Here is a 19409-nt window from a genome sequence, read left to right as displayed (position 1 = left end):
TGAATTTGTGCTCGTTTATCTGAATTTGTGCTCGTTTATCTGAATTTGTGCTCGTTTATTTGAATTTGTGCTCGTTTATCTGAATTTGTGCTCGTTTATCTGAATTTGTGCTCGTTTATCTGAATTTGTGCTCGTTTATTTGAATTTGTGCTCGTTTATCTGAATTTGTGCTCGTTTATCTGAATTTTGCTTGATTATTTGAAATTATAATCCCAGGTTTTTTGCAATGATTGTTTTCATAATTTCATTTGTGCCCGCATAAATGCTTGCAACCGGAATATCACGATACCTTCTCGCAATCTTGTATTCTTCCATATAGCCGTAGCCGCCATGAAGCTGCATGCATTCCGCCGCAATCTGCTTAGCCATTTCGGTCAGCTTCCATTTGGCCATCGAAACCTTTGTCACGATATTCTCACCGGCGATATGGCTCGCTACCAGCTGGTCGAGAAATGCCCTTCCCATTTCGATTTCCGTTGCCATCTCGGCGATTTTGAACTGGGTATTTTGGAATTTTCCAACCGGTTTGCCGAATGCCTCTCTTGTTTTTACATAATCGAGTGTCATTTTCAGCATATCCTCAGCCGCTACCTGTGCAGCGATCGCGACAACCAACCGTTCCTGCTGGAGCTTTTCCATCAGATATGAAAAACCTTTCCCTGCTTCACCAAGCAAATTTTCCTTCGGCACACGGCAGTCCTCGAATATCAATTCGGCTGTATCCTGACAATGCAGACCGACTTTATCCAGCTTGCGCCCCCTCGAAAACCCCGGTGCATCCCTTTCAACAACCAGCAAACTGACACCTTTGTGCTTTGGTTTTGCGCCTGCGTCGGTTTTACATGCGACCACTATTAAGTCAGAATGAATTCCATTTGTGATGAACGTTTTTTGCCCATTTAAAATATAATGGTCTCCATCAAGGATTGCTGTTGTCTTGATATTGGCGAGGTCTGAACCCGTACCAGGCTCTGTCATGGCAATCGCGGTAATGGTTTCACCGGTAACGCACTTAGGCAGCCACCTTTGCTTTTGTTCTTCCGTTCCATAGGCGCTTATATAAGGAACGACAATATCACTGTGAAGCCCTACACCAACAAGACCTGAACCTACACGTTCCAGCTCTTCATTAATGACGGCTGAAAATCCCCAATCGACTCCGATGCCGCCGTATTGTTCATCAAGATCCGGGCATAAAAAGCCTTGCTCGCCAAGCTTTTCCCAGAACGTGCGCGGAATCATCCGCTCTTCTTCCCATTGCTCATAATATGGATATGCTTCTTTTTCGAGGAATTTCCTAAGTGACTTTCGAAATATTTCATGATCTTCATTTAAATATAGATGTTTCATCGCTGACTCTCCTCCATTAATGAATGTACGGACCGGTTTATTTAGGCTGCATCCTGATCGCCCCATCCAAGCGGATCGTTTCTCCATTCAGCATCGGATTTTCAATAATGCTTTCTACCAATTTTGCATACTCTTCAGGGAATCCCAGCCTTGATGGGAATGGGACTGTTTTCCCAAGCGATATTCTTGCTTCTTCAGGCAAGGTATCGAACATTGGTGTATGAAATAATCCCGGCGCGATGGACATAACTCTGATTCCGCTGGAAGCCAGTTCTCTGGCAATCGGCAACGTCATTCCAACAATTCCTCCCTTAGAAGCACTGTATGCCGCCTGACCGATTTGTCCCTCATAAGCTGCCACAGACGCCGTATTGATAATGATTCCTCTTTCACCAGCTTCGTTTTCTTGATTATGTATCATTCTTTCACTCGCGAGACGAATTACATTAAAACTACCAATTAAGTTTATGGAAATGACTTTCGAGAAAGCCTCTAATTCATGCGGCCCTTTTTTGCTTAATACTTTCTTTGCGATAGCAATCCCCGCGCAATTCACAACCGTGTTAACGGAACCAAATGATTGAATCGCTTGGTCCAAAGCAGAGTGGACGTCATCCTCCTTTGTAACGTCAGTCTGTACAAATAATGTAGATTCTTCTAATTCACTTTGCAAGCGCTTACCTTTTTCTGCAGAAGTATCCAAAATAAGCGCTTTGGCCCCTCTAGCAACGAGGTTTCTGACAGTTGCTTCCCCCAAACCGGAAGCTCCCCCTGTAACGACGGCAATTACTTTTGAAATTTCCATACTACCCCTCCTATGGCTTTCTCTCTTTTTTTACTAGTTAGACATCAATTTCTTAACTTTCAGAATATAATTAGTATAACAGAAATTAACAGCGCTAAATACTTCAATGCTGATTATATTTTTGACAAAGAGGTCGAAGAATCTCTTGAACTAAAAAACAGAGCCCATTTCGGCTCTGCAGTTTATTTTATGTATCAATCTATTTTATTTTTCCTTCTTCTTTAAGAATGCTCTCGAGTGCATAAACGATTTTTTCATCGTATTGAATCCCGGCCAATCGCTTCAGTTCATCGATCGCGTATTGCGCAGTGAATGCCTTACGATAGGCGCGGTCCTCTGTCATAGCGTCGAAGGAATCGCTCACCGCGATAATTTTTGCTTCCAGGAGAATGTCCTCCCCTGTAAGCCCATGAGGATATCCGGAACCGTCCAGTCTTTCATGATGCTGTTCAATGATGTCGGCCAAATGCTTGTAGCTCGTTTTCCTGACCATAGCGGCACCATCACCGGCATGCTTTTTTACGATTTCGAATTCTTCCTTAGTAAGCTTACCAGGCTTGTTTAAAACTTCTACCGGTATGTTGATTTTTCCGATGTCATGCAAAATGGCTGCGTCGTGAAGTTTTATCATTATTTCTGCAGAAAGTTTTAAATGTTTGGCAATCTTGACTGTATAAGTCGTAACCCGATTACTATGATTAAACGTATAGTGATCTTTAGTTTCCACTTTCGTTGCAATTTCTGTTAAATTTCGATAGTCTTCACTTACCTGTTTAAAGGTCGGTTCGGTAATAATCCAAAGATAGGTAACGTCCGTCTTAGCCACAAAATGGACAGAGTCATTTATCCCTTTAAAAGTGATATAATCATTGGGACCAAGAGTTACTTTTTTACCATCCTGATCACATTCCATCTTACCTTTTAGGATATAAAAAAATTCTAAGACCTCTGTGTTTTGACTTGGATACACATAAAAAAGTTTATCCTTATATACAGTTTGCAGCATGATGTCCACACCATTATCACGTGATAAGAGACTTAATTCGTTAGAAAATTGGTGTACTATGTCTAAGTTAGCACCCTTTTTTGAAATCTTTAAACCTTCCACTCTATTATCTCCTTATTGGTTAATAAAAACGTGATTACATCTAGCAGGGATACTTTTATTAACCAAGTTAAGTATATGGTAAGTAAGACTTTATGCCCCCACAACCTTGACAGGATCAACCCACACCCATTTATGACCAATCTTTACATATTCCCATTCACAAACAGCGGTGATACCCAATTTAGCAACTGCATTAATGGTCGTAGCTGTCATTTTATTGGTCACGTTTACGAGATTGTTTATAAGTAGATCTAATTCAGCATTGTATTGCGCGGTACGTTTAGCGAAATAGCCGGATTCCTGTTTCAATTTATTCTCTGTCAAAAGGATCTCTGCCTCGATGGCTGCCAGTTTTTCTTCTATTACAGCCTTATTGGCTGTATCCGTTTCATTTGCTAATTGTGCTTCCAGTTGGGATTGCTCTTCTCTTAATGAGATGATTACTTCAGCTCCCTCAACCGATTGAATATCAGAGTGATAGTCATTCTGCAGCTTTTCTCCGTTTGCAACAGCCTTATCGATGGTTAAATCAATGGCTTTGTTTGTTAATTCAATAAGTTTTAACCCTTTGCTGGCATCCTTGCTCTCTGCTGCGAATGCCCCGGAACCAAATGTCAGTGTTAGTAAGATGGAAAACAGTAAAACAAAACTTTTTCTCATTTTTTCTCCCCCATTTTTTTGGCTGAACTATCTTTATACATCAGAACCCCGTGAAAGAAATCATGTATGTATAAATTAACTGACATTTGCATAAATAATAGCGGCCTATTTATTGTATTTTTTACCATTATATTATGTCTTTACCTTTTATTCTACATTTTTTTAAGAGATTACCCGCAAAAAAACCCTTTCATCAGGAATTAAGGCCATTTCTTGCTGAAAGGGAAAGCTTTTATTTCCATGATAGTCCATAAAATTATTTCATATTGATAGTTTTGTTGCTTTCGACTATTGCGTCAAAATATTCGACTGTACGCATTTTTTCATTAAAGGTGTGCGGTCCGCCCCATGTGTCTTCTATGAATACCTCCATCACTTTTTGCGCCCGCTCACCAGCTTTTGCCGCATATTCAAGAGCGACGACGCTTTCGAGAATATCCGTCATTAATTTAGCTGCTTTTTTCGAATGAAAGCTTTGATGATCCGCAGATGCCTTATTTAGGAACGACAGCAATACCTTCAATTCATGTAAGCCGTCCTCGACAGGAGTAGCGCAAGCTTCTGAAAGATGTCCTACTGCCCTAAGGCGATTTGTCATCTCCTGCAGGAATAGTTCGTGAACATTGAATTTTTGAATGAGTCTTAATACCTCGAGACCCAGAATATTCGCGGTTCCTTCCCATACGGTCAATACCTGTGCGTCTCGAAGTAAACGGGGAGTCACAAAGTCTTCGATAAAACCGTTGCCCCCGTGCATTTCAATTGCTTCATGTGAAAAGGCAATCGCCTGCTCTGCGGTTTCCTTTTTCAAAAGCGCAATGTAGAGGCGATTTAACACTTCAGCTTCCTTTGATACCAGTTCATTTTTCTTCATGACCTCGTCAAATAGCGGCAGGTACGTAAATACAGTGCGTGTTTCAATTTCGTGCTTCACTGCAAGTCTTGTCAGCGTATCCTTCACCATCGGGAAATCGGTCAGCCTGCTGCCAAATGCATTGCGGTTTGAAGCATAATTTTTTGCTTCCTGCAATGCCCGCCGCATGATGCCGAGTGATGCCACCGTATTGCAAACGCGCGAAAGATTAAGAGCTTCCATCATATAGTAGAAACCCTTTGAGGGATCGCCAACAACATAGGCTTCTGCCCCTTCAAACTCTACCTCCGCTGACGGCACGGCTCGGACCCCAAGCTTATCCTTTAAGCGGCGGATCTTTATCCCATTCAGCTTGCCATCGTCTTTTCTCCATGGCACGGCAAACAATGTTAACCCCTTCGTCCCTGGTGGTGCTCCTTCCCTTCTCGCCAGCACCATTGCCACGCCACACATCCCGGCGTTCGAAGCAAAGTACTTTTCTCCGAATAACTCATAATGGGATCCGTTGAAAACGGCCTTCGTTTCATTGGCACCTACATCTGAGCCTCCCTGCCGCTCTGTCAGGAATGTCGCCCCTTCATAAAGCGGCATTTCTCCTGTTGAAGCGACGAAAGGAAGGAATCGTTTCTTTAATTCATCATCTGCATACTCGTCCAGCAGATATGCAGTAGCCATCGTCAATGTCACCGGACAATAAAAACCGGGTTCGGTCTGGGATAACAAATAGCCCTGTGCATAGGAGTATATATAATTTCCCTTTTTATTCAGTTCGGGAATCTCTTTGTGTACATAGCCAACAATCCCGGTATTGTAGGTTTCTTCAACCGTTTTCCGATACCCCGCGTTTACCCAAACCTCGGAAACATCCTCTCCATAAGCATCATATTTAATTAATTTTGGTTGCCCGTCTCTGTCCGTAAATCGTGCCCGTTCATCAATTTCGCCCGCGCATTTTTCGCCGAATTTTGTGAGTTCCCTGTCTGCATATTCAAAAAATTCTCCGTCCAATAATTCCTTTAGAAGTTCTTGCAGCTGTTCATCCTCTTTATAAAAATTCATCTATTTAAACCTCCTGTTGGGCTTTTCTCAGCACTTGTTTTAAAATTTTACCTGTTGCATTCCGCGGCAGGGCCTCGACTTTTTCATAAAGCTTTGGAATTTTAAAATCAGCCAACTTTCCAGCCAGAAATTTTTTACATTCGGCTTCGAGGTCATTCCCGTTCTCAGTTGTTACAATAAATGCCTTAACGGTTTCTCCCCATTCCGGATGGGGAACACCTATGACGGCTGCTTCAGAGATTGCCGGATGTTTAATCAATTCTTCTTCGATCTCCTTTGGATAGACGTTCACGCCTCCGGAGATTATTAAATCCTTTTTACGATCGACGACCCAGATAAATCCGTCTTCGTCTTTTTTCCCAAGATCTCCGGTACGGATCCATCCGTCAAGGTAAGCTTCTTCCGTCTCCACCGGATTCTTATAATAGCCTTTCATGTTACCTTCACCGTATAAAAGGATTTCACCTATTTCATTCGGGGCGCAATCTTTCCCATCGCTGCCGACTATCCGCAGCTCCGTTCCCAGGGCTCCGCGTTTGCCTATGCTGCCGGATTTTTCTTCATGGTCTTCAGGCAGCAGCAGTGTTCCGCTCGGTCCTGACTCTGTTAATCCATAAACACAATACAGATTCTTTGTTTGGAAACTGGCTTGGACAAATTGCACTTCCCTTTTCGAAAGTGGTGCACCTCCGTAAACCCAGTATTTCATTGAGGATAAATCATAGGATGCTAGATTCGGCTGTTTCGCCGTGAATAAGTAAGCAACAGGCGCGCCAAAGAAGTGGGTTGTTTTTTCGTTATGTACGAGTTGCAGCAGTCGTTCGGGAGTAAACATCGGTGCAAGGACATGGGTAGCTCCAACATAGGTTCCGGCAACGAGGAACAAATGGAGCGGGGCCGAATGGCTCAGTGGCATCATATGTAGCATTCTGCTTTCGGGTTTCATCGACATTTCGACACCCATCATGATCGCAACAGTTAAGACATTCCGATTTGTAAAGAGCACACCCTTTGGTTTTCCAGTCGTGCCCGAAGTGTATAGAATAGTAGATTCGTCTTCCTCTGTAAGAGGGCATTTAATTTCTTCATTTGTTCCTGAGTCGATACATGATTGGAAAGAACGCCAGCCGTCGGATGCAGGTCCTGTTTTCATGCATAGCAACGATGGATTCGAAAAAGACTGGGCGGTTTCAAATAATTGTTCATGGACAATGAGTGCCTTGGCGTCACAGTGGTCGATGATGTATTCCAATTCCGACTGAGTCAGCTTGGCATTGACAGGTACAATGATGGCCCCGAGTCGCTGGACAGCAAAATAGCTGATGACGAATTCGAGGGTATTAGGCATAAACAAAACCACTTTATCCGAAGCATTGATTCCAATTGATTGAAGCGATGACGCAAATCGATTTACGAGTTCATTAAGCCTTAGATAGGTTACGCGTTCTGTATCAGTTACGACTGCTTCTTTAAGTGGATATTTCCTTGCATTCCTTGATAACAATTCAGAAAGATTCATCTTTTTACACTCCTTATCGAATCGAGTTTTTCCGTAAAATCACCTAACAGATTTTCAATTTCAGCTTTTATTTCATTTAGTTCCTTTAAGCGCTGATTCAGCTCCTCTAGTTTCTGGCTGCCATACTCAACCGTTCGTTCCAGCTGCTTCTCACCGGTACGGTCATAATCGAATAGCAAGACCATCTCCTTAATTTCCTCTAAAGAAAAACCAAACCGCTTCCCACGTAAAACCAACTTCAGCTGGGCATAATGCTTCTTTGTATATAAACGATTGCCGCTTTCGGTCCGCTGCGGTTTTAGAAGTCCAAGTTCTTCGTAATAACGGATCGTCCGGGTGGTAAGGTTAAACTCTTGTGACAAATCAGAGATTGTGTACATGCAAAAAACCTTCTTTACTCAGGATAGTATCTATATGATAGCATTTACGTTAACGTAAACTTCAAGATATTTTCAACTTCATTCGGTCTTCATTTTAAATCCATTAAAAAAATCACCTCCCATATTGAATACAAGGAGGTGATTATATTAGGAGCCTAAGTTTTCAATCTTGTTCATAAGGCTCGTTAAATCATTGATCGTCTGCATGATCTCTGAGTTTTCTAATTGGGCGGGGTCATATTTGCCATTTTCAATATTCTTTAAATAGGTATCGATGCCGTCACTTAATTTTGCATTGTATTCTTCAATTTGTGTGTGGATATCTTCCGCTATGGAAGGAGCTTTTGTTTCATTAAAGGTCTGTATTTCCTCTTTCATCGTTTTCAATTCGGTTTCCAGGTTTTCACGCGCTTCCTGATTGTTTACGGCATCCCGGGCAAGCTGTGGCACATCTTCAGCAAATTGACTGGCCTTATCCAAATAGTCAGTTGCTTCATTCGCATAGTTGAGAGAGTTGTTTACTTCCCCCAGAAGGGAGCATCCGCTTAACACGACCATTGATACTATAGCAAAAACCGTAAAGATTCTTTTCATATACCTCATCCTTTCCATATTTTTTTATGATTAGCAACGCAACTCCAGATTAAATAATTCTGGTGATTACATGGGAATTAACTTTCTCTTATATAAGGCAGCTATCAGATTTAAAATAAAAACAGGGATTTTCTTGGGGAAGAACGGTTTTAGATAAACTCGGTAAAAAGCCTCCTTCAAGTCACTCCATTGAGTACAATTTTTCGTTTGCCGGAATCTGGCCACATCAATTACTTTTATTTCCTTTTCGGAAGTGATAAAGATATTTCGTAAATGAATATCTGATGGATTTAGACCCTTGTTCTTCGCTAGCAATAATGCTTCATCCACTTCTCTGATTTTTTCCGGGGTAACCGGAATTCCCTGCGCCAAGCATTCGAAAAGTGTATGTCCTTCTATATAATCGATGACTAAATAATTCGGACCGGCATCATAAATGGAAGGATAATATGAAATACCCTGCAATTGTTTGTAAATTTCAGCTTCTTCCTTGGCAATATGGATATGGTTGGGGAAAAACACTTTAATGGCTTTATCGGTAGCTTTGATTCGGAAAACGAACGCGCTTCTGCCTTCTCCAATAAACTGTAAGGATTCATCATATGCGACTAGTAGTACTTTATCTTTTTTTAAAGTTATTTTTACACTTTCAGCAAGTCTGTTATATGTGATCAAAAATACGGCCTCCTTTCATGAAAACAAAAGACGTTATAACCGAATATCTGGTTATAACGTCTTTTAAACGGATAAGAGACTTTACCAAATAAACGGCAAGGTCTCGCAAACAACCTAGGTTGCCAACAAAGCCGAGGACTCAGGTCCTGTATTGACGACTTTGCTGTATAGCTACTCCCCTTAATGGAAGATGATCATTAAATTATTATAGTTACATTATATGGTGAGAACGGGTGAAGGTCAAATATGTGAGGCTTTCATTAACTTGTACTAAAAGTATATGTCTGTCCTATTTTTATAGACTAAATAATTCCCATGAAAAACAGTCCCTAAAGATTAAAGGGACTGGCTGATGAAAAATGCGTTTAATTAGATGTTATTTACACACTTTGGTTAACCAAACTTAATAATCGGTTTAATGGTAGTACCTTTTTTTGTATCCTCGATTGCTTCATTTATTTGATCTACTGAGTAATATTTAATTAACTTATCAAAAGGAAACTTCCCTTTTTTGTATAGTTCAATCAGCTTGGGGATATACAACTGCGGGACACCTTCACCCATTAAGAAGCCGTTGAGGTTTCTTTCAAATAGGATGGTATTAATATCTATGCTTACTTCAGAACCCACTGGCCCGCCGGCTACTTGTACGGCAGTTCCTAAAACAGCGAGGGAATCCACAGCTAAACGTGTATTGTCAGGCCTTCCGCTAGATTCGATCGCGTAATTGACACCTCGCCCCGTAATATCCTTAATTGCTTCCAATACATTTCCATCTTTTGCGTTGATGGTGTGGGTGGCACCCAATTCCTTCGCTAACTCTAGACGATTCTCCTGGACATCGACTGCAATGATAATTCCACAATTAGCTACATTAGCACCCATGATGGCACTTAATCCAACGGTTCCGCAACCGAAAATAACAATGCTTGACCCATGCTCAGGCTTTAGTTTATTTAGTACAGAACCACTTCCTGTCATAACTCCGCAACCTAGCGGGCCAAGCATTTCAAGCGGTACATCTGTTGGAACCTTGATCACATTACGTGCGGATGCTACGGCATAATAAGCGAAACTTGACTGGCCAAAAAAGTTGGAAAGGTCGTGGTTATCCTTATGTAATCGGCTCGACCCGTCTATCATTCTGCCGGCGAAATTCAAATCATAAAAGTTTTCGCAAGCATATGCTTTTCCGCTTAAACAATTCGCACATGTACCACATGAACTATATGATAATACAACATGGTCGCCAGGTTGGATGTGCGTTATCCCCACTCCCACCTTCTCGACGACACCTGCCCCTTCATGTCCTAATACGGCTGGTAACGGGACCGGGTACGCTTGGGTTTGCGCAAGAATATCCGTATGGCATATCCCCGTTCCAACAATTCGAACTAAAACCTCGCCTGCTTGCGGATCATCGATTGTAATATCGGTGATTTCAAACGGTTCTCCACTTCCGAATGTAACTGCTGCTTTTGCTTCCATGCTTATTCCTCCTGTAATTGGGCCGGTGCCTGACACCATCCGGATTATTACTCTTCGTAATTATCCTTCCCCTTTTCGGAAGAATTATTTGGTTTTCTTCTCCAGTTACGAGGATTAAAGTATCCTCTATATTTACTTGCAACTTCCTTGCCAACTATAGCTACACCAATCCAGAAAATAATCTCAGCGGCAACTAGTGCTACTGTTACAAGGGTTATTTTTAATGATGCGGTAATGTTCAGAAACGGAACAATAAGCGGGGCAAGCCAAAGTAAAAAGGAAATAATAATCAAGCAGATTCCTATTCTATACAGAAGCGGTTTCTTTTGCTTTTGTAAAGGTTGATTCATTTCATCCTCCGAGTTCGTTCATAGTCATTAGATTCATTATAGCAAAATCGGCTCTAGTTTCATTGAAATACAGTTTACTATATGACATAAAGATGCGAATTTAGGCTTTCGCTTCAAATCTTCGTTATTATCGCTTAAATAGACAGAAGTAGCTGTCGAAGTGCATTAACCCTTATAAGGCTTATTGAACGTGACTATTCCCAAAGTACAAAAAAATTTTAATTCTTTCGGTTTTTCCTTATAATACTTGAGACAAAGAAATGAGGTAGATCCAGATGTCTCTTGTTAATATATTAATGATAATTGCTGTGTTTTTACTATATAATCTTCTTCTTTTTTACATCGGATGGAATATCAGGGTTTGGTTGCGTAACACGTTTGGGTTTAAAAAAAAATGGCCCATTCTACTCGCCATGTTATTCCTGGGATATTCGTTTGTCTTTGGCCGTTTTACCGGAGAGGTGGAAATCATAAATATCATAGGCTCCTATTGGATGGGAGTTATTCAGTATTCGTTATTGCTGTTTCCGATCGCCAATTTGGTGGTTTTCGTAGTGAAGAAATTCACTTCTTTATCTAAACACTCAATCGTTACCTGGGCGGGATATACCCTTCTAATATGTTTTGTCGGTATTTTCGCGTACGGAACCTATAATGCCTTTACACCTGTTGTTCGCAGCTATGACATTAAGGTGGACAAGCAGGTAAAAGGAACGGATGATCTTCGAGTCGTAATGGCATCAGATATGCATTTTGGCATTATGTCAGGGAAAGGTCATGCAAAACGGATGGTCAAAGAAATCAAGCAATTGGATCCGGATATGGTTCTTTATGTCGGTGATATCATAGATGACGATCCAACACCTTTTATTGACAAAAAAATCGATAATGACCTTGCGCAAATTAAAGCTCCATTAGGCACTTTTGCGGTTTTGGGAAATCATGAATATTATGGCGGGAAAATTCCTGAGTTCGTCGAGAAGCTAGAAGATATCGATATTCATGTTTTGCGGGATGAAGTGGCCGAACTGGATAACGGCATTACCCTTATCGGCAGAAAAGATAAGACAGACACAGAACGCAAACCGGTAAAGGAATTAGTTGATAATGTTAATCAAAACAATGCTTTGTTCATGCTGGACCATCAGCCTTATGAATTAAGAAAAGCAGAGAATAACGGAATTGATTTGGTGGTATCAGGCCATACCCATCGCGGTCAATTGGCACCTAACCACTTAATCACCAAGTTTATATATGAAAATGACTGGGGTTATCTACAGAAAGAAGACATGCATTCCATTGTTTCTTCCGGTTTTGGCTTTTGGGGTCCCCCGCTGCGGTTGGGAAGCCAGGCCGAGATCGTCGAGATTAATATTAAGTTTTCAAACTGACACAAACAGTGATGTTTGTGTTTTTTTACTATACAAATACTTTACATTCTTTTAACTCCAGGTCAAGAAAAGATTCAGGTTCTTTTAATAAAATGAAGTAGATCAAACTTTATTTGTCTAAGCGGAGGGATCGGATGAGTATTACCGTTGCTGGAACAGGATATGTGGGATTGGTTACAGGTGTTTGTTTAGCTGAGTTGGGTCATCAGGTGACATGTATAGACATTCAAGAAGAAAAGATTGAAACGCTTCAAGCCGGCCATTCTCCAATTTACGAACCTGGACTAGAGCCTCTCTTACAAAATAACCTAAGTAGCGGTCGACTGGATTTCACAACCGACTCGCAGAGTGCTCATAAGTAGGAAGAGCTGCTATTACAAACAAATATAGTATGGAGTCCAGCTGAATAGTTTGAATTGTAAAGGAGACTTGATGATGACGAAACTGTTGCAAACCTGTTATGACTTCGAATGCCGTTTATTTCAGGGAGTAAACCGCCATTTTGATAAAAAATATTTAAATCTCTTTTTCCGAAATCTCACACATATCGGTGGAGCTATGTTCACAATCGTGACCGTTCTTTTACTCATTATCTTTTCGTCTAATCAAACTAGATTGACTGCCATTTCAAGTGCGCTCGCTTTAACACTAAGTCACATACCTGTATCTATCGCCAAAAGGCTGTATCCACGAAAAAGGCCTTACTTGATCTTGGATAAAACAAAAGTTCCAACGAATCCCTTGCAGGATCATTCGTTTCCATCAGGACATACGACAGCCATTTTTTCAGTGATTATTCCATTTATTATTCTCGTACCAACACTTTCATTTGCACTGATTCCATTAGCGCTCTTTGTTGGAATATCCAGAATATATTTAGGACTCCATTATCCCTCAGATGTCATAGCCGGAATGATTCTTGGTTCAACCTTTGGCAGTCTGTGCTTTTATTTAGTAAACAATGGTTAATGAATCCATTTGGGGGGAGCGATTTGTATGAAAATTGCCATTTTCACAGATACCTATGATCCCGACATCAATGGGGTTGCTCGAACTCTTAAACGATTTACTGATTATTTAACCGAACAAAAGATCACTTTCAAAATCTTTGCGCCTAAGTCTCACTCGAATGAATATGTTTCTACCCATATCCACCGTTTTAAAAGTCTCTCTTTTTTCTTATATCCTGAATGCCGATTGGCTTTTCCGAATCTCTTTCATATTAAGTCAGAATTGGAGAGTTTTGCTCCGGATCTGATACATGTGCCTACACCGTTTAACATTGGCCTTTCCGGCGTTTATTTTGCAAAAAATTAAACATTCCTCTAGTTGGCTCGTCCATACGGACTTCGATAAATACTTAGAATTCTACAGCCTCGAATTTCTCTCCCAGGTTCTTTGGAAATACATGAGTTGGTTTCATAGTCCATTACAAAAAAATTAACCACAAGAATAGCTCTTCAGTCATTCTTAATATTATTAACGCATCTTCCTGAAAAGTGTTTGCCTCAACATATGAACCTAGTCCCCGGCATACCACTACACAAAGTAGTCAATATTCGAAATCTGTTAGCCCCATGATTTTTTTCAACCAGTATCTAAAAATCTTCTTTTTACTTTTAATTTTTCGCCGTCTTTGATGACACTTTTTCCAGTAGCCAATAAAATACCTTTTAAATACCCACCATTCTCAGAATCGAGTGAAGCAAATATCCTTTCATATGCGTGCTATAAGTTTCCAATGACTCATTATAATACCTTAAAATCTCCAAATGATTTTTATTGAGTTCTTTTCTCACTACTGACATTTCACACTATCTTTCTGCTCCATTATAGATTAAATATTGAAGAAAATAATGATCTTCCCCATTTTCGTACTTTTAATTTCCAAATTCATAACCTATTATTGATTACTATAATAACAAACATATAAAGCAAAAATTGGCGGGAATCAGTCCGGTTCAATACCGCCTTCCCACCAGCCAATTAACTGCTTAGTATAAACTCTAACTTTTTGGAGGCACACCAGTGGACGTCCTACTTCGCTTTTATCTTGAAATGGGACACTTCTACTGTTCCCCCATACCATCAAGATTCTTTGACCCAAAGTTATCGAGCAATGCACGCACTTCATCTGTTGACTCTGTGCTCATTAATTGATTTCTTAATTCACTTGCCCCTCGAAACCCACGGACATATATCTTAAAAAAGCGATGAAGAGCCTTGAACGGACGCAGCTCTAATTCTGAATATTTCTCATGGAGATCCAGATGCAGCCTTAAGAGATCAAGCAATTCCTTACTACTATGATCTTTCGGCTGCTTTTCAAAGGCAAATGGATTATTGAAAATACCACGCCCAATCATAATCCCATCAATACCATATTGATGAGCGAGCTTTAAGCCAGTTTGACGGTCAGGGATATCCCCATTGATCGTCAAGAGTGTATCTGGTGCCACCTGGTCACGAAGTTTCTTAATCTCCGGGATTAGTTCCCAATGAGCATCTACTTTGCTCATTTCCTCTCTTGTACGCAAATGAATGGACAGATTCACAATGTCCTGTTTCAATATGTGTGCCAGCCAGTCGTGCCATTCGTCTACCTCCGTGAATCCAAGCCTTGTCTTTACACTTACGGGCAATCCTCCTGCTTTTGCTGCTTGTATTAAATCTGCTGCAACTTCTGGACGACGGATAAGACCGCTTCCCTTTCCGTGTTGCGTCACATTAGGTACAGGACAGCCCATATTGATATCCACACCCCGGTAGCCCAGTTTCGCCATACCAATACTCATTTGCCGAAAGTATTCAGGCTTATCCCCCCATATATGGGCTACAATTGGCTGTTCATCCTCTGTAAAAGCCAAACGCCCACGTACACTTTTGTTCCCCTCTGGGTGACAATAACTCTCACTGTTTGTAAACTCTGTAAAAAACACATCAGGTCTGGCTGCTTCACTCACTACATGGCGAAAAACAACATCCGTCACATCTTCCATTGGTGCCAGTATAAAAAAAGGCCGTGGTAAATCACGCCAAAAATTATCTATCATATTCAAATTCAAGTCCTCTCATTAATGGGATACCAGGCCAAACCCTTATCCCAAAATTAAAAAGCAAAATGTCCCTGCTTCTTTTACACTTATACCATGCTTAAGCACTTTTTATCAAACTGATTGGAATGTTTATTTCAACTACAAAATCTCTGTACAAACAAAATAAACTCCTGCTAAAATCCACCCCATCAATCAGCATTCCATTGTTCGAGTAAAAATAAATTTTTGCTAAAAAAGACTGAAAAGAAAATTGGAAGAACACTGGATTAACAAGGGTTTAACAAGAAAAAGACCCTGATATCGCAAAAGATTTTTTTTACGATATCAGGGTTGGATTAGCAATAGTTTATATTGTTTGGCAAGAGTTTATTATGGGGTTACAATTTCAAACTAATCTTCGTAACCACCTCAATATGCGATGTCTGCGGAAACATATCGACAGGCTGCATGTATTCCACTTTGTACAGCTTGCTTAATGTTTGCAGATCCTTTGCCAACGTTGAAGGGTTGCATGATACATAAATGACCTTTTTTGGTTTTACTTTCAGAATGGTTTGCAGCAGTCCGTTGTCGCATCCGGTTCTTGGCGGGTCGACGACGAGGACGTCGGGCTTCCAGCCTTCTTTGATCCATTTTGGGACAATTTGCTCGGCTTTGCCGACCTCATATTTCACATTTTTGCGGTTGTGGCGCTCAGCATTTTTGCGGGCGTCTTTGATCGATTCTTTAATGACATCCATGCCGCGTACTTCCTTGGCTCCGTCAGAAAGCCAGAGGCCGATTGTTCCGACACCGCAATAGGCGTCAACGACCTTTTCCTTGCCTGTGAGGGCGGCTGCTTTTTTGACTTCATCGTACAATTTTACCGTTTGGACCGGATTGAGCTGGAAGAAGGTCCGTGCAGAAAGTTCATACGAAAGGTCGCCCAATGTTTCGTTGATCACCTGCTCCCCTGCCAAGTGGACCGTTTTCTCGCCAAAGATAACGGATGTATTTTTATTGTTCACATTCTGAATGATGGATTTGACTTCAGGAAGCCGTTCTTTAATCGCTTTGATAATCAGTTCTTTTTTCGGCAACTCGTCTGTATTGGTGACAAGAACAACCTGGACCTCGCCTGTTTGAAAACCGACCCGGGTAATGACCGTGCGGACGACCCCTTTTTTCTTTCGTTCATTGTATATTGAAATGTTCAGTTCTCTTAAAATTTGTTTCACAACGGTTGTTGCTTTGTTGCTTGCAGGGTGCTGGACCATGCAATTTGGAAGATCGATCAGGTTATGGGAGTTCAGTCCGTATAAGCCGGCAATGACATTTCCGTCCTTTAAGCCGACCTGGAATTGGCTTTTGTTCCGGTAATTCCAAGGATCCTCCATGCCGATCGTCTCTTTGATCTGATGAGGCTCGATCGGGAAACGGGCATAACGCTCCAGTGACTGAATGACGATATCCCGTTTTTCTACAAGCTGCTGGCTGTAGCGCAGGTGCTGAAGCTGGCAGCCGCCGCATATTTCATAGACCGCACATGGCGGGGCCACACGATGCGGTGATGGTTTGCGGATTTTCTTGATCCTTGCTTCTGAAAATTTCGTTTCTACTTTTGTCGCTTCCGCAACTATTTCTTCGCCAGGCAAAGCCCCGGGTACGAAGACGACTTTCCTTTTAAAATAGCCGACTCCTTCGCCGTTAATGCCGAGGCGTTTTATTGTTAAAGGAAAGGTTTGCTTTACCTCAAGCTTCGTATCTTGCTGTTTTTCCATCTTTTTCACTCCGTTTTTCAATGCTTCTCCATAAATATAGTGAAGCATAGCTTAAGAATGGAGCCCAGTCTTTGCTGTACGTCTCCATTTCTTCGATGGTCGGCTTTTGCGGCAGACCGTATAATTTTTGAATCGCTTTTTGGATACCGATATCGGCTTTTGGAAACAGATTTGGCCGCCCGACACCGAATAACAGAAAGCTTTCGGCGGTCCACTTCCCTATCCCTCTGATTTGGACAAGCCTGTCGATAATTTCCTGATCCGTTTGTTTTGAAAGCTCCTCCAAATCAAGTGCTCCATCAGCAATTTCTTTTGAGAGGCCGATGATATATTCGGCTTTCCTTGTGCTGAACTGGATTTTCCTCAGTTCTTCCACTTTAATTGCTGCAGCTTCTTCAGGCGTAGGATAAAACCATACTCCGTCCACCTGGAATCCAAATGTTTTTACGTAGCGTTCCGTCAGCTTATAGCCAAAAGCGAGATTCAATTGCTGGTGGATGATGCTCTTTACGAGACAGCTGTAATAATCAAAATCCAGGACAATCGCCGTACCATGATGGGTGTCAAAAATGCCCTTCAAATCAGAATTGCTGAAGTGTTCGGCAATCTCGCCAAGCGGCTGATGCCAATGGAAGATTTTTTTTAACCGGTGTAGCGCTTGTTCCTTCGTTTCTTCCAGACTGCCTTGTATGATAAACACTGGTTCGTGCGTCGTTCCTTTACTCTGCACTTCTATGACTACAGGCTTTCCTTCTATATAAAGAGGCACCCTGATTGTTCTTTTTTCTGTGTCAACTACATGAAGAGGATCGAGCAGCAATCGGTCCAGAACCAGATCAAAATTATAGGGTCCTTGAACCTCAAGTTTTTCCGTCCACATACTATCCCTTCCCTTTGCAGTTTTCCACGTATTATAGCATGTTTTCCGGAATATTACATAAGAAAGATGGGCTTGCTCTTTCCGAGGGCGCCCATCTTTGGCTTCAAGTCTTGATTACTAAATTGGATTAATTATCTGCTGATTTGGATTATTACTTATTCATTTGGGTTAATTCCCATCCAATTTGGATTTACTATCAGCTCAATTAGTAAAGCATCGGATCAGCCATTTGCTGACCGATCATTAAATCATCGAGGCTTTTGAACTTGTAGCCCTGCTTCTTTAAATCTGTGATGACCCGGTCAAGTGCTTCCGCATTGTCTTTTGATACCGTATGTAACAGCAGAATCGCCCCCGGATGGATTTGCTTCATGACTTCATTGTAAGAATATTGCGCTCCCTTTTGCTGATCGACTTGCCAATCCTTGAATGCGAGCGACCAGAATATATGGAGGTAACCTTCTTCTTTAGCAACGGCCATTGTTCTTTCACTGAATACCCCGCGGGGCGGGCGCAGATAATTCATTGTTTTCTGGCCGGTCAGATCTTCTGTTTGCTCCCTGACCATTTCAAGCTCCTGACGAATCTTCTGGGTGGTAATCCGGGTCATATCTGGATGATGCCAGGAATGATTTCCGATGATATGCCCTTCTGCGGCCATGCGCTTCACTAGTTCAGGTGCTGTATTTAAATAATGCCCGGTTATGAAAAAAGCGGCAGGAACATGCTGCTTTTTTAGCACATCCAGTACTCTGGCGGTATAGCCGTTTTCATATCCATTGTCAAAGGTAAGATAAATGTCTTTTTTCGTCGGATCTCCTTTATAGACGGCTCCATATTTCATAATCATTTCATCCAGCATCTGGCCGGCTTCGGCAGGCGTCCCGTTTTTGCCCTTGCTGAACCCCCAGCCATACGGTGAATTCGATTCAGCGGATACTGTATTTGAAAGCAACATGAAAAAGCACATGACCAAAGGCAGGAGTGCGAGGTTTTTCATATTCGATTTCCTCCTGTTATTCTTTTTTGCTTTTATTGTTTGAAAACAGGGGGAAAATATGCAAAGGACCATCCTTTTGACAAGTTTGGCCCTCATTGAAGTCTGTTATTGCTTGTGGAATAATGCTCTAATCGCTTTCCAGATGAGAACCAATGAAAAAACGATGATGGCTAATACGGCGATGAAGAAAAGCAGTGGCTTTAACGGACTGAATAATGCAAATCCTGCAACAGCTGGTGTCAGAAAATCCTCGAATAGGAACAATAATGCAAAACCGGCTAAGACAGCAAGAAAAAATGCGTTCATAATGTATCCCCCCTTCATTTCCAGTATATGTCCAGGAAAATCCGGCTGTGTCGGCCAATCCCTATCCAGTTTATAAAAAAACACCCACAGCCAAGGTGAACTATGACCCGAATAATGGACACTTAAAAAAGTCTCTTATTCGGGTTTTTTGTAT

The 19409-nt window shown here is 41.4% G+C and carries 19 protein-coding genes and 2 pseudogenes; 5 read left to right on the top strand and 16 right to left on the bottom strand.

What is annotated here, in order from left to right:
* Window positions 1-204: 204 nt before the first annotated feature.
* The 11 genes from D0463_RS11435 to D0463_RS11385 form a co-directional block, all read right to left on the bottom strand.
* On the bottom strand, window positions 205-1350 hold the full coding sequence (locus D0463_RS11435; protein WP_117307538.1) for an acyl-CoA dehydrogenase family protein: 1146 nt from the start codon (window positions 1348-1350) through the stop codon (window positions 205-207).
* Window positions 1351-1387: 37 nt separating this feature from the next.
* Window positions 1388-2155 carry a 3-hydroxyacyl-CoA dehydrogenase gene (locus D0463_RS11430; RefSeq protein WP_117307537.1) on the bottom strand — a complete coding sequence of 256 codons (768 nt, stop codon included), beginning with the start codon at window positions 2153-2155 and terminating at the stop codon, window positions 1388-1390.
* Window positions 2156-2354: 199 nt separating this feature from the next.
* Window positions 2355-3263, bottom strand: a complete 909-nt coding sequence (locus D0463_RS11425) for an HD-GYP domain-containing protein (protein WP_117307536.1) — start codon at window positions 3261-3263, stop codon at window positions 2355-2357.
* Between the two features lie 90 nt (window positions 3264-3353).
* Window positions 3354-3923 (bottom strand): hypothetical protein, encoded by a 570-nt coding sequence (locus tag D0463_RS11420; RefSeq protein ID WP_117307535.1) that lies wholly within the window; start codon window positions 3921-3923, stop codon window positions 3354-3356.
* 256 nt (window positions 3924-4179) lie between these two features.
* Window positions 4180-5856: an acyl-CoA dehydrogenase family protein gene (locus D0463_RS11415; protein ID WP_117307534.1), complete on the bottom strand. Its 1677-nt coding sequence runs from the start codon at window positions 5854-5856 to the stop codon at window positions 4180-4182.
* A 4-nt stretch (window positions 5857-5860) separates the two neighbouring features.
* Window positions 5861-7375: a class I adenylate-forming enzyme family protein gene (locus D0463_RS11410; protein ID WP_117307533.1), complete on the bottom strand. Its 1515-nt coding sequence runs from the start codon at window positions 7373-7375 to the stop codon at window positions 5861-5863.
* Window positions 7372-7755, bottom strand: a complete 384-nt coding sequence (locus D0463_RS11405; protein ID WP_117307532.1) for a MerR family transcriptional regulator — start codon at window positions 7753-7755, stop codon at window positions 7372-7374. The genes D0463_RS11410 and D0463_RS11405 overlap by 4 nt, the downstream gene beginning before the upstream one ends.
* A gap of 147 nt (window positions 7756-7902) precedes the next feature.
* A complete protein-coding gene (locus D0463_RS11400; RefSeq protein WP_117307531.1) occupies window positions 7903-8349 on the bottom strand; it encodes a DUF6376 family protein in 447 nt (148 codons plus the stop codon).
* A 66-nt stretch (window positions 8350-8415) separates the two neighbouring features.
* Window positions 8416-9024, bottom strand: coding sequence for a protein kinase family protein (locus tag D0463_RS11395; RefSeq protein WP_117307530.1), 609 nt, complete (start codon window positions 9022-9024; stop codon window positions 8416-8418).
* A gap of 393 nt (window positions 9025-9417) precedes the next feature.
* Entirely contained in the window at window positions 9418-10512 is a 1095-nt protein-coding gene (locus D0463_RS11390) for an NAD(P)-dependent alcohol dehydrogenase (RefSeq protein WP_117307529.1), read from the bottom strand.
* A 47-nt stretch (window positions 10513-10559) separates the two neighbouring features.
* Complete coding sequence (locus tag D0463_RS11385) at window positions 10560-10862, bottom strand: transporter suffix domain-containing protein (protein ID WP_117307528.1); 303 nt, start codon at window positions 10860-10862, stop codon at window positions 10560-10562.
* Between the two features lie 275 nt (window positions 10863-11137).
* On the opposite strand from D0463_RS11385, the gene D0463_RS11380 reads away from it, so the two are divergent.
* From D0463_RS11380 to D0463_RS20275, 5 genes and pseudogenes are all read left to right on the top strand, one after another.
* The gene (locus tag D0463_RS11380) at window positions 11138-12253 is read left to right on the top strand and encodes a metallophosphoesterase (protein ID WP_117307527.1); all 1116 of its coding nucleotides are present in this window, start codon (window positions 11138-11140) and stop codon (window positions 12251-12253) included.
* A 134-nt stretch (window positions 12254-12387) separates the two neighbouring features.
* A pseudogene (locus D0463_RS11375) lies at window positions 12388-12612 on the top strand (2-dehydropantoate 2-reductase N-terminal domain-containing protein); the annotation flags it as partial.
* Window positions 12613-12688: 76 nt separating this feature from the next.
* Complete coding sequence (locus D0463_RS11370) at window positions 12689-13222, top strand: phosphatase PAP2 family protein (protein ID WP_117307525.1); 534 nt, start codon at window positions 12689-12691, stop codon at window positions 13220-13222.
* Window positions 13223-13249: 27 nt separating this feature from the next.
* A pseudogene (locus D0463_RS11365) lies at window positions 13250-13691 on the top strand (glycosyltransferase); the annotation flags it as partial.
* A gap of 464 nt (window positions 13692-14155) precedes the next feature.
* A complete protein-coding gene (locus D0463_RS20275) occupies window positions 14156-14251 on the top strand; it encodes an IS3 family transposase (protein ID WP_117307541.1) in 96 nt (31 codons plus the stop codon).
* Window positions 14252-14322: 71 nt separating this feature from the next.
* Here D0463_RS20275 and D0463_RS11355 read toward each other — a convergent pair whose 3' ends face one another.
* The 5 genes from D0463_RS11355 to D0463_RS11335 form a co-directional block, all read right to left on the bottom strand.
* Complete coding sequence (locus tag D0463_RS11355) at window positions 14323-15306, bottom strand: tRNA dihydrouridine synthase (protein WP_117307540.1); 984 nt, start codon at window positions 15304-15306, stop codon at window positions 14323-14325.
* A gap of 380 nt (window positions 15307-15686) precedes the next feature.
* Window positions 15687-17078, bottom strand: a complete 1392-nt coding sequence (gene rlmD, locus D0463_RS11350) for a 23S rRNA (uracil(1939)-C(5))-methyltransferase RlmD (protein ID WP_117307539.1) — start codon at window positions 17076-17078, stop codon at window positions 15687-15689.
* Window positions 17041-17949: a DNA-3-methyladenine glycosylase family protein gene (locus D0463_RS11345; protein ID WP_117307524.1), complete on the bottom strand. Its 909-nt coding sequence runs from the start codon at window positions 17947-17949 to the stop codon at window positions 17041-17043. Before D0463_RS11345 ends, rlmD begins: the two co-directional genes overlap by 38 nt.
* Before the next feature lie 205 nt (window positions 17950-18154).
* The gene (gene pdaA, locus D0463_RS11340) at window positions 18155-18949 is read right to left on the bottom strand and encodes a delta-lactam-biosynthetic de-N-acetylase (RefSeq protein ID WP_117307523.1); all 795 of its coding nucleotides are present in this window, start codon (window positions 18947-18949) and stop codon (window positions 18155-18157) included.
* Between the two features lie 105 nt (window positions 18950-19054).
* Window positions 19055-19255, bottom strand: a complete 201-nt coding sequence (locus D0463_RS11335) for a hypothetical protein (RefSeq protein ID WP_117307522.1) — start codon at window positions 19253-19255, stop codon at window positions 19055-19057.
* Between the last annotated feature and the right edge of the window lie 154 nt (window positions 19256-19409).

It is taken from the genome of Bacillus sp. V59.32b (genome assembly GCF_003429085.1).
GTDB lineage: Bacteria > Bacillota > Bacilli > Bacillales > DSM-1321 > Peribacillus.
The sequence above is the reverse complement of the archived record's forward strand: the minus strand, read 5'-3'. Positions and strand labels throughout refer to the sequence as shown.

Bases quoted from the DNA above. Each gene is read 5' to 3' on its own strand.
- D0463_RS11370 (WP_117307525.1), top strand. From the start codon at position 12,689: ATGACGAAACTGTTGCAAACCTGTTATGACTTCGAATGCCGTTTATTT.
- D0463_RS11430 (WP_117307537.1), bottom strand. From the start codon at position 2,155: ATGGAAATTTCAAAAGTAATTGCCGTCGTTACAGGGGGAGCTTCCGGT.
- D0463_RS11405 (WP_117307532.1), bottom strand. From the start codon at position 7,755: ATGTACACAATCTCTGATTTGTCACAAGAGTTTAACCTTACCACCCGG.
- D0463_RS11435 (WP_117307538.1), bottom strand. From the start codon at position 1,350: ATGAAACATCTATATTTAAATGAAGATCATGAAATATTTCGAAAGTCA.
- D0463_RS11345 (WP_117307524.1), bottom strand. From the start codon at position 17,949: ATGTGGACGGAAAAACTTGAGGTTCAAGGACCCTATAATTTTGATCTG.
- D0463_RS11400 (WP_117307531.1), bottom strand. From the start codon at position 8,349: ATGAAAAGAATCTTTACGGTTTTTGCTATAGTATCAATGGTCGTGTTA.
- D0463_RS11385 (WP_117307528.1), bottom strand. From the start codon at position 10,862: ATGAATCAACCTTTACAAAAGCAAAAGAAACCGCTTCTGTATAGAATA.
- D0463_RS11355 (WP_117307540.1), bottom strand. From the start codon at position 15,306: ATGATAGATAATTTTTGGCGTGATTTACCACGGCCTTTTTTTATACTG.
- D0463_RS11420 (WP_117307535.1), bottom strand. From the start codon at position 3,923: ATGAGAAAAAGTTTTGTTTTACTGTTTTCCATCTTACTAACACTGACA.
- D0463_RS11410 (WP_117307533.1), bottom strand. From the start codon at position 7,375: ATGAATCTTTCTGAATTGTTATCAAGGAATGCAAGGAAATATCCACTT.
- pdaA (WP_117307523.1), bottom strand. From the start codon at position 18,949: ATGAAAAACCTCGCACTCCTGCCTTTGGTCATGTGCTTTTTCATGTTG.
- D0463_RS11380 (WP_117307527.1), top strand. From the start codon at position 11,138: ATGTCTCTTGTTAATATATTAATGATAATTGCTGTGTTTTTACTATAT.
- D0463_RS11390 (WP_117307529.1), bottom strand. From the start codon at position 10,512: ATGGAAGCAAAAGCAGCAGTTACATTCGGAAGTGGAGAACCGTTTGAA.
- D0463_RS11415 (WP_117307534.1), bottom strand. From the start codon at position 5,856: ATGAATTTTTATAAAGAGGATGAACAGCTGCAAGAACTTCTAAAGGAA.
- D0463_RS11335 (WP_117307522.1), bottom strand. From the start codon at position 19,255: ATGAACGCATTTTTTCTTGCTGTCTTAGCCGGTTTTGCATTATTGTTC.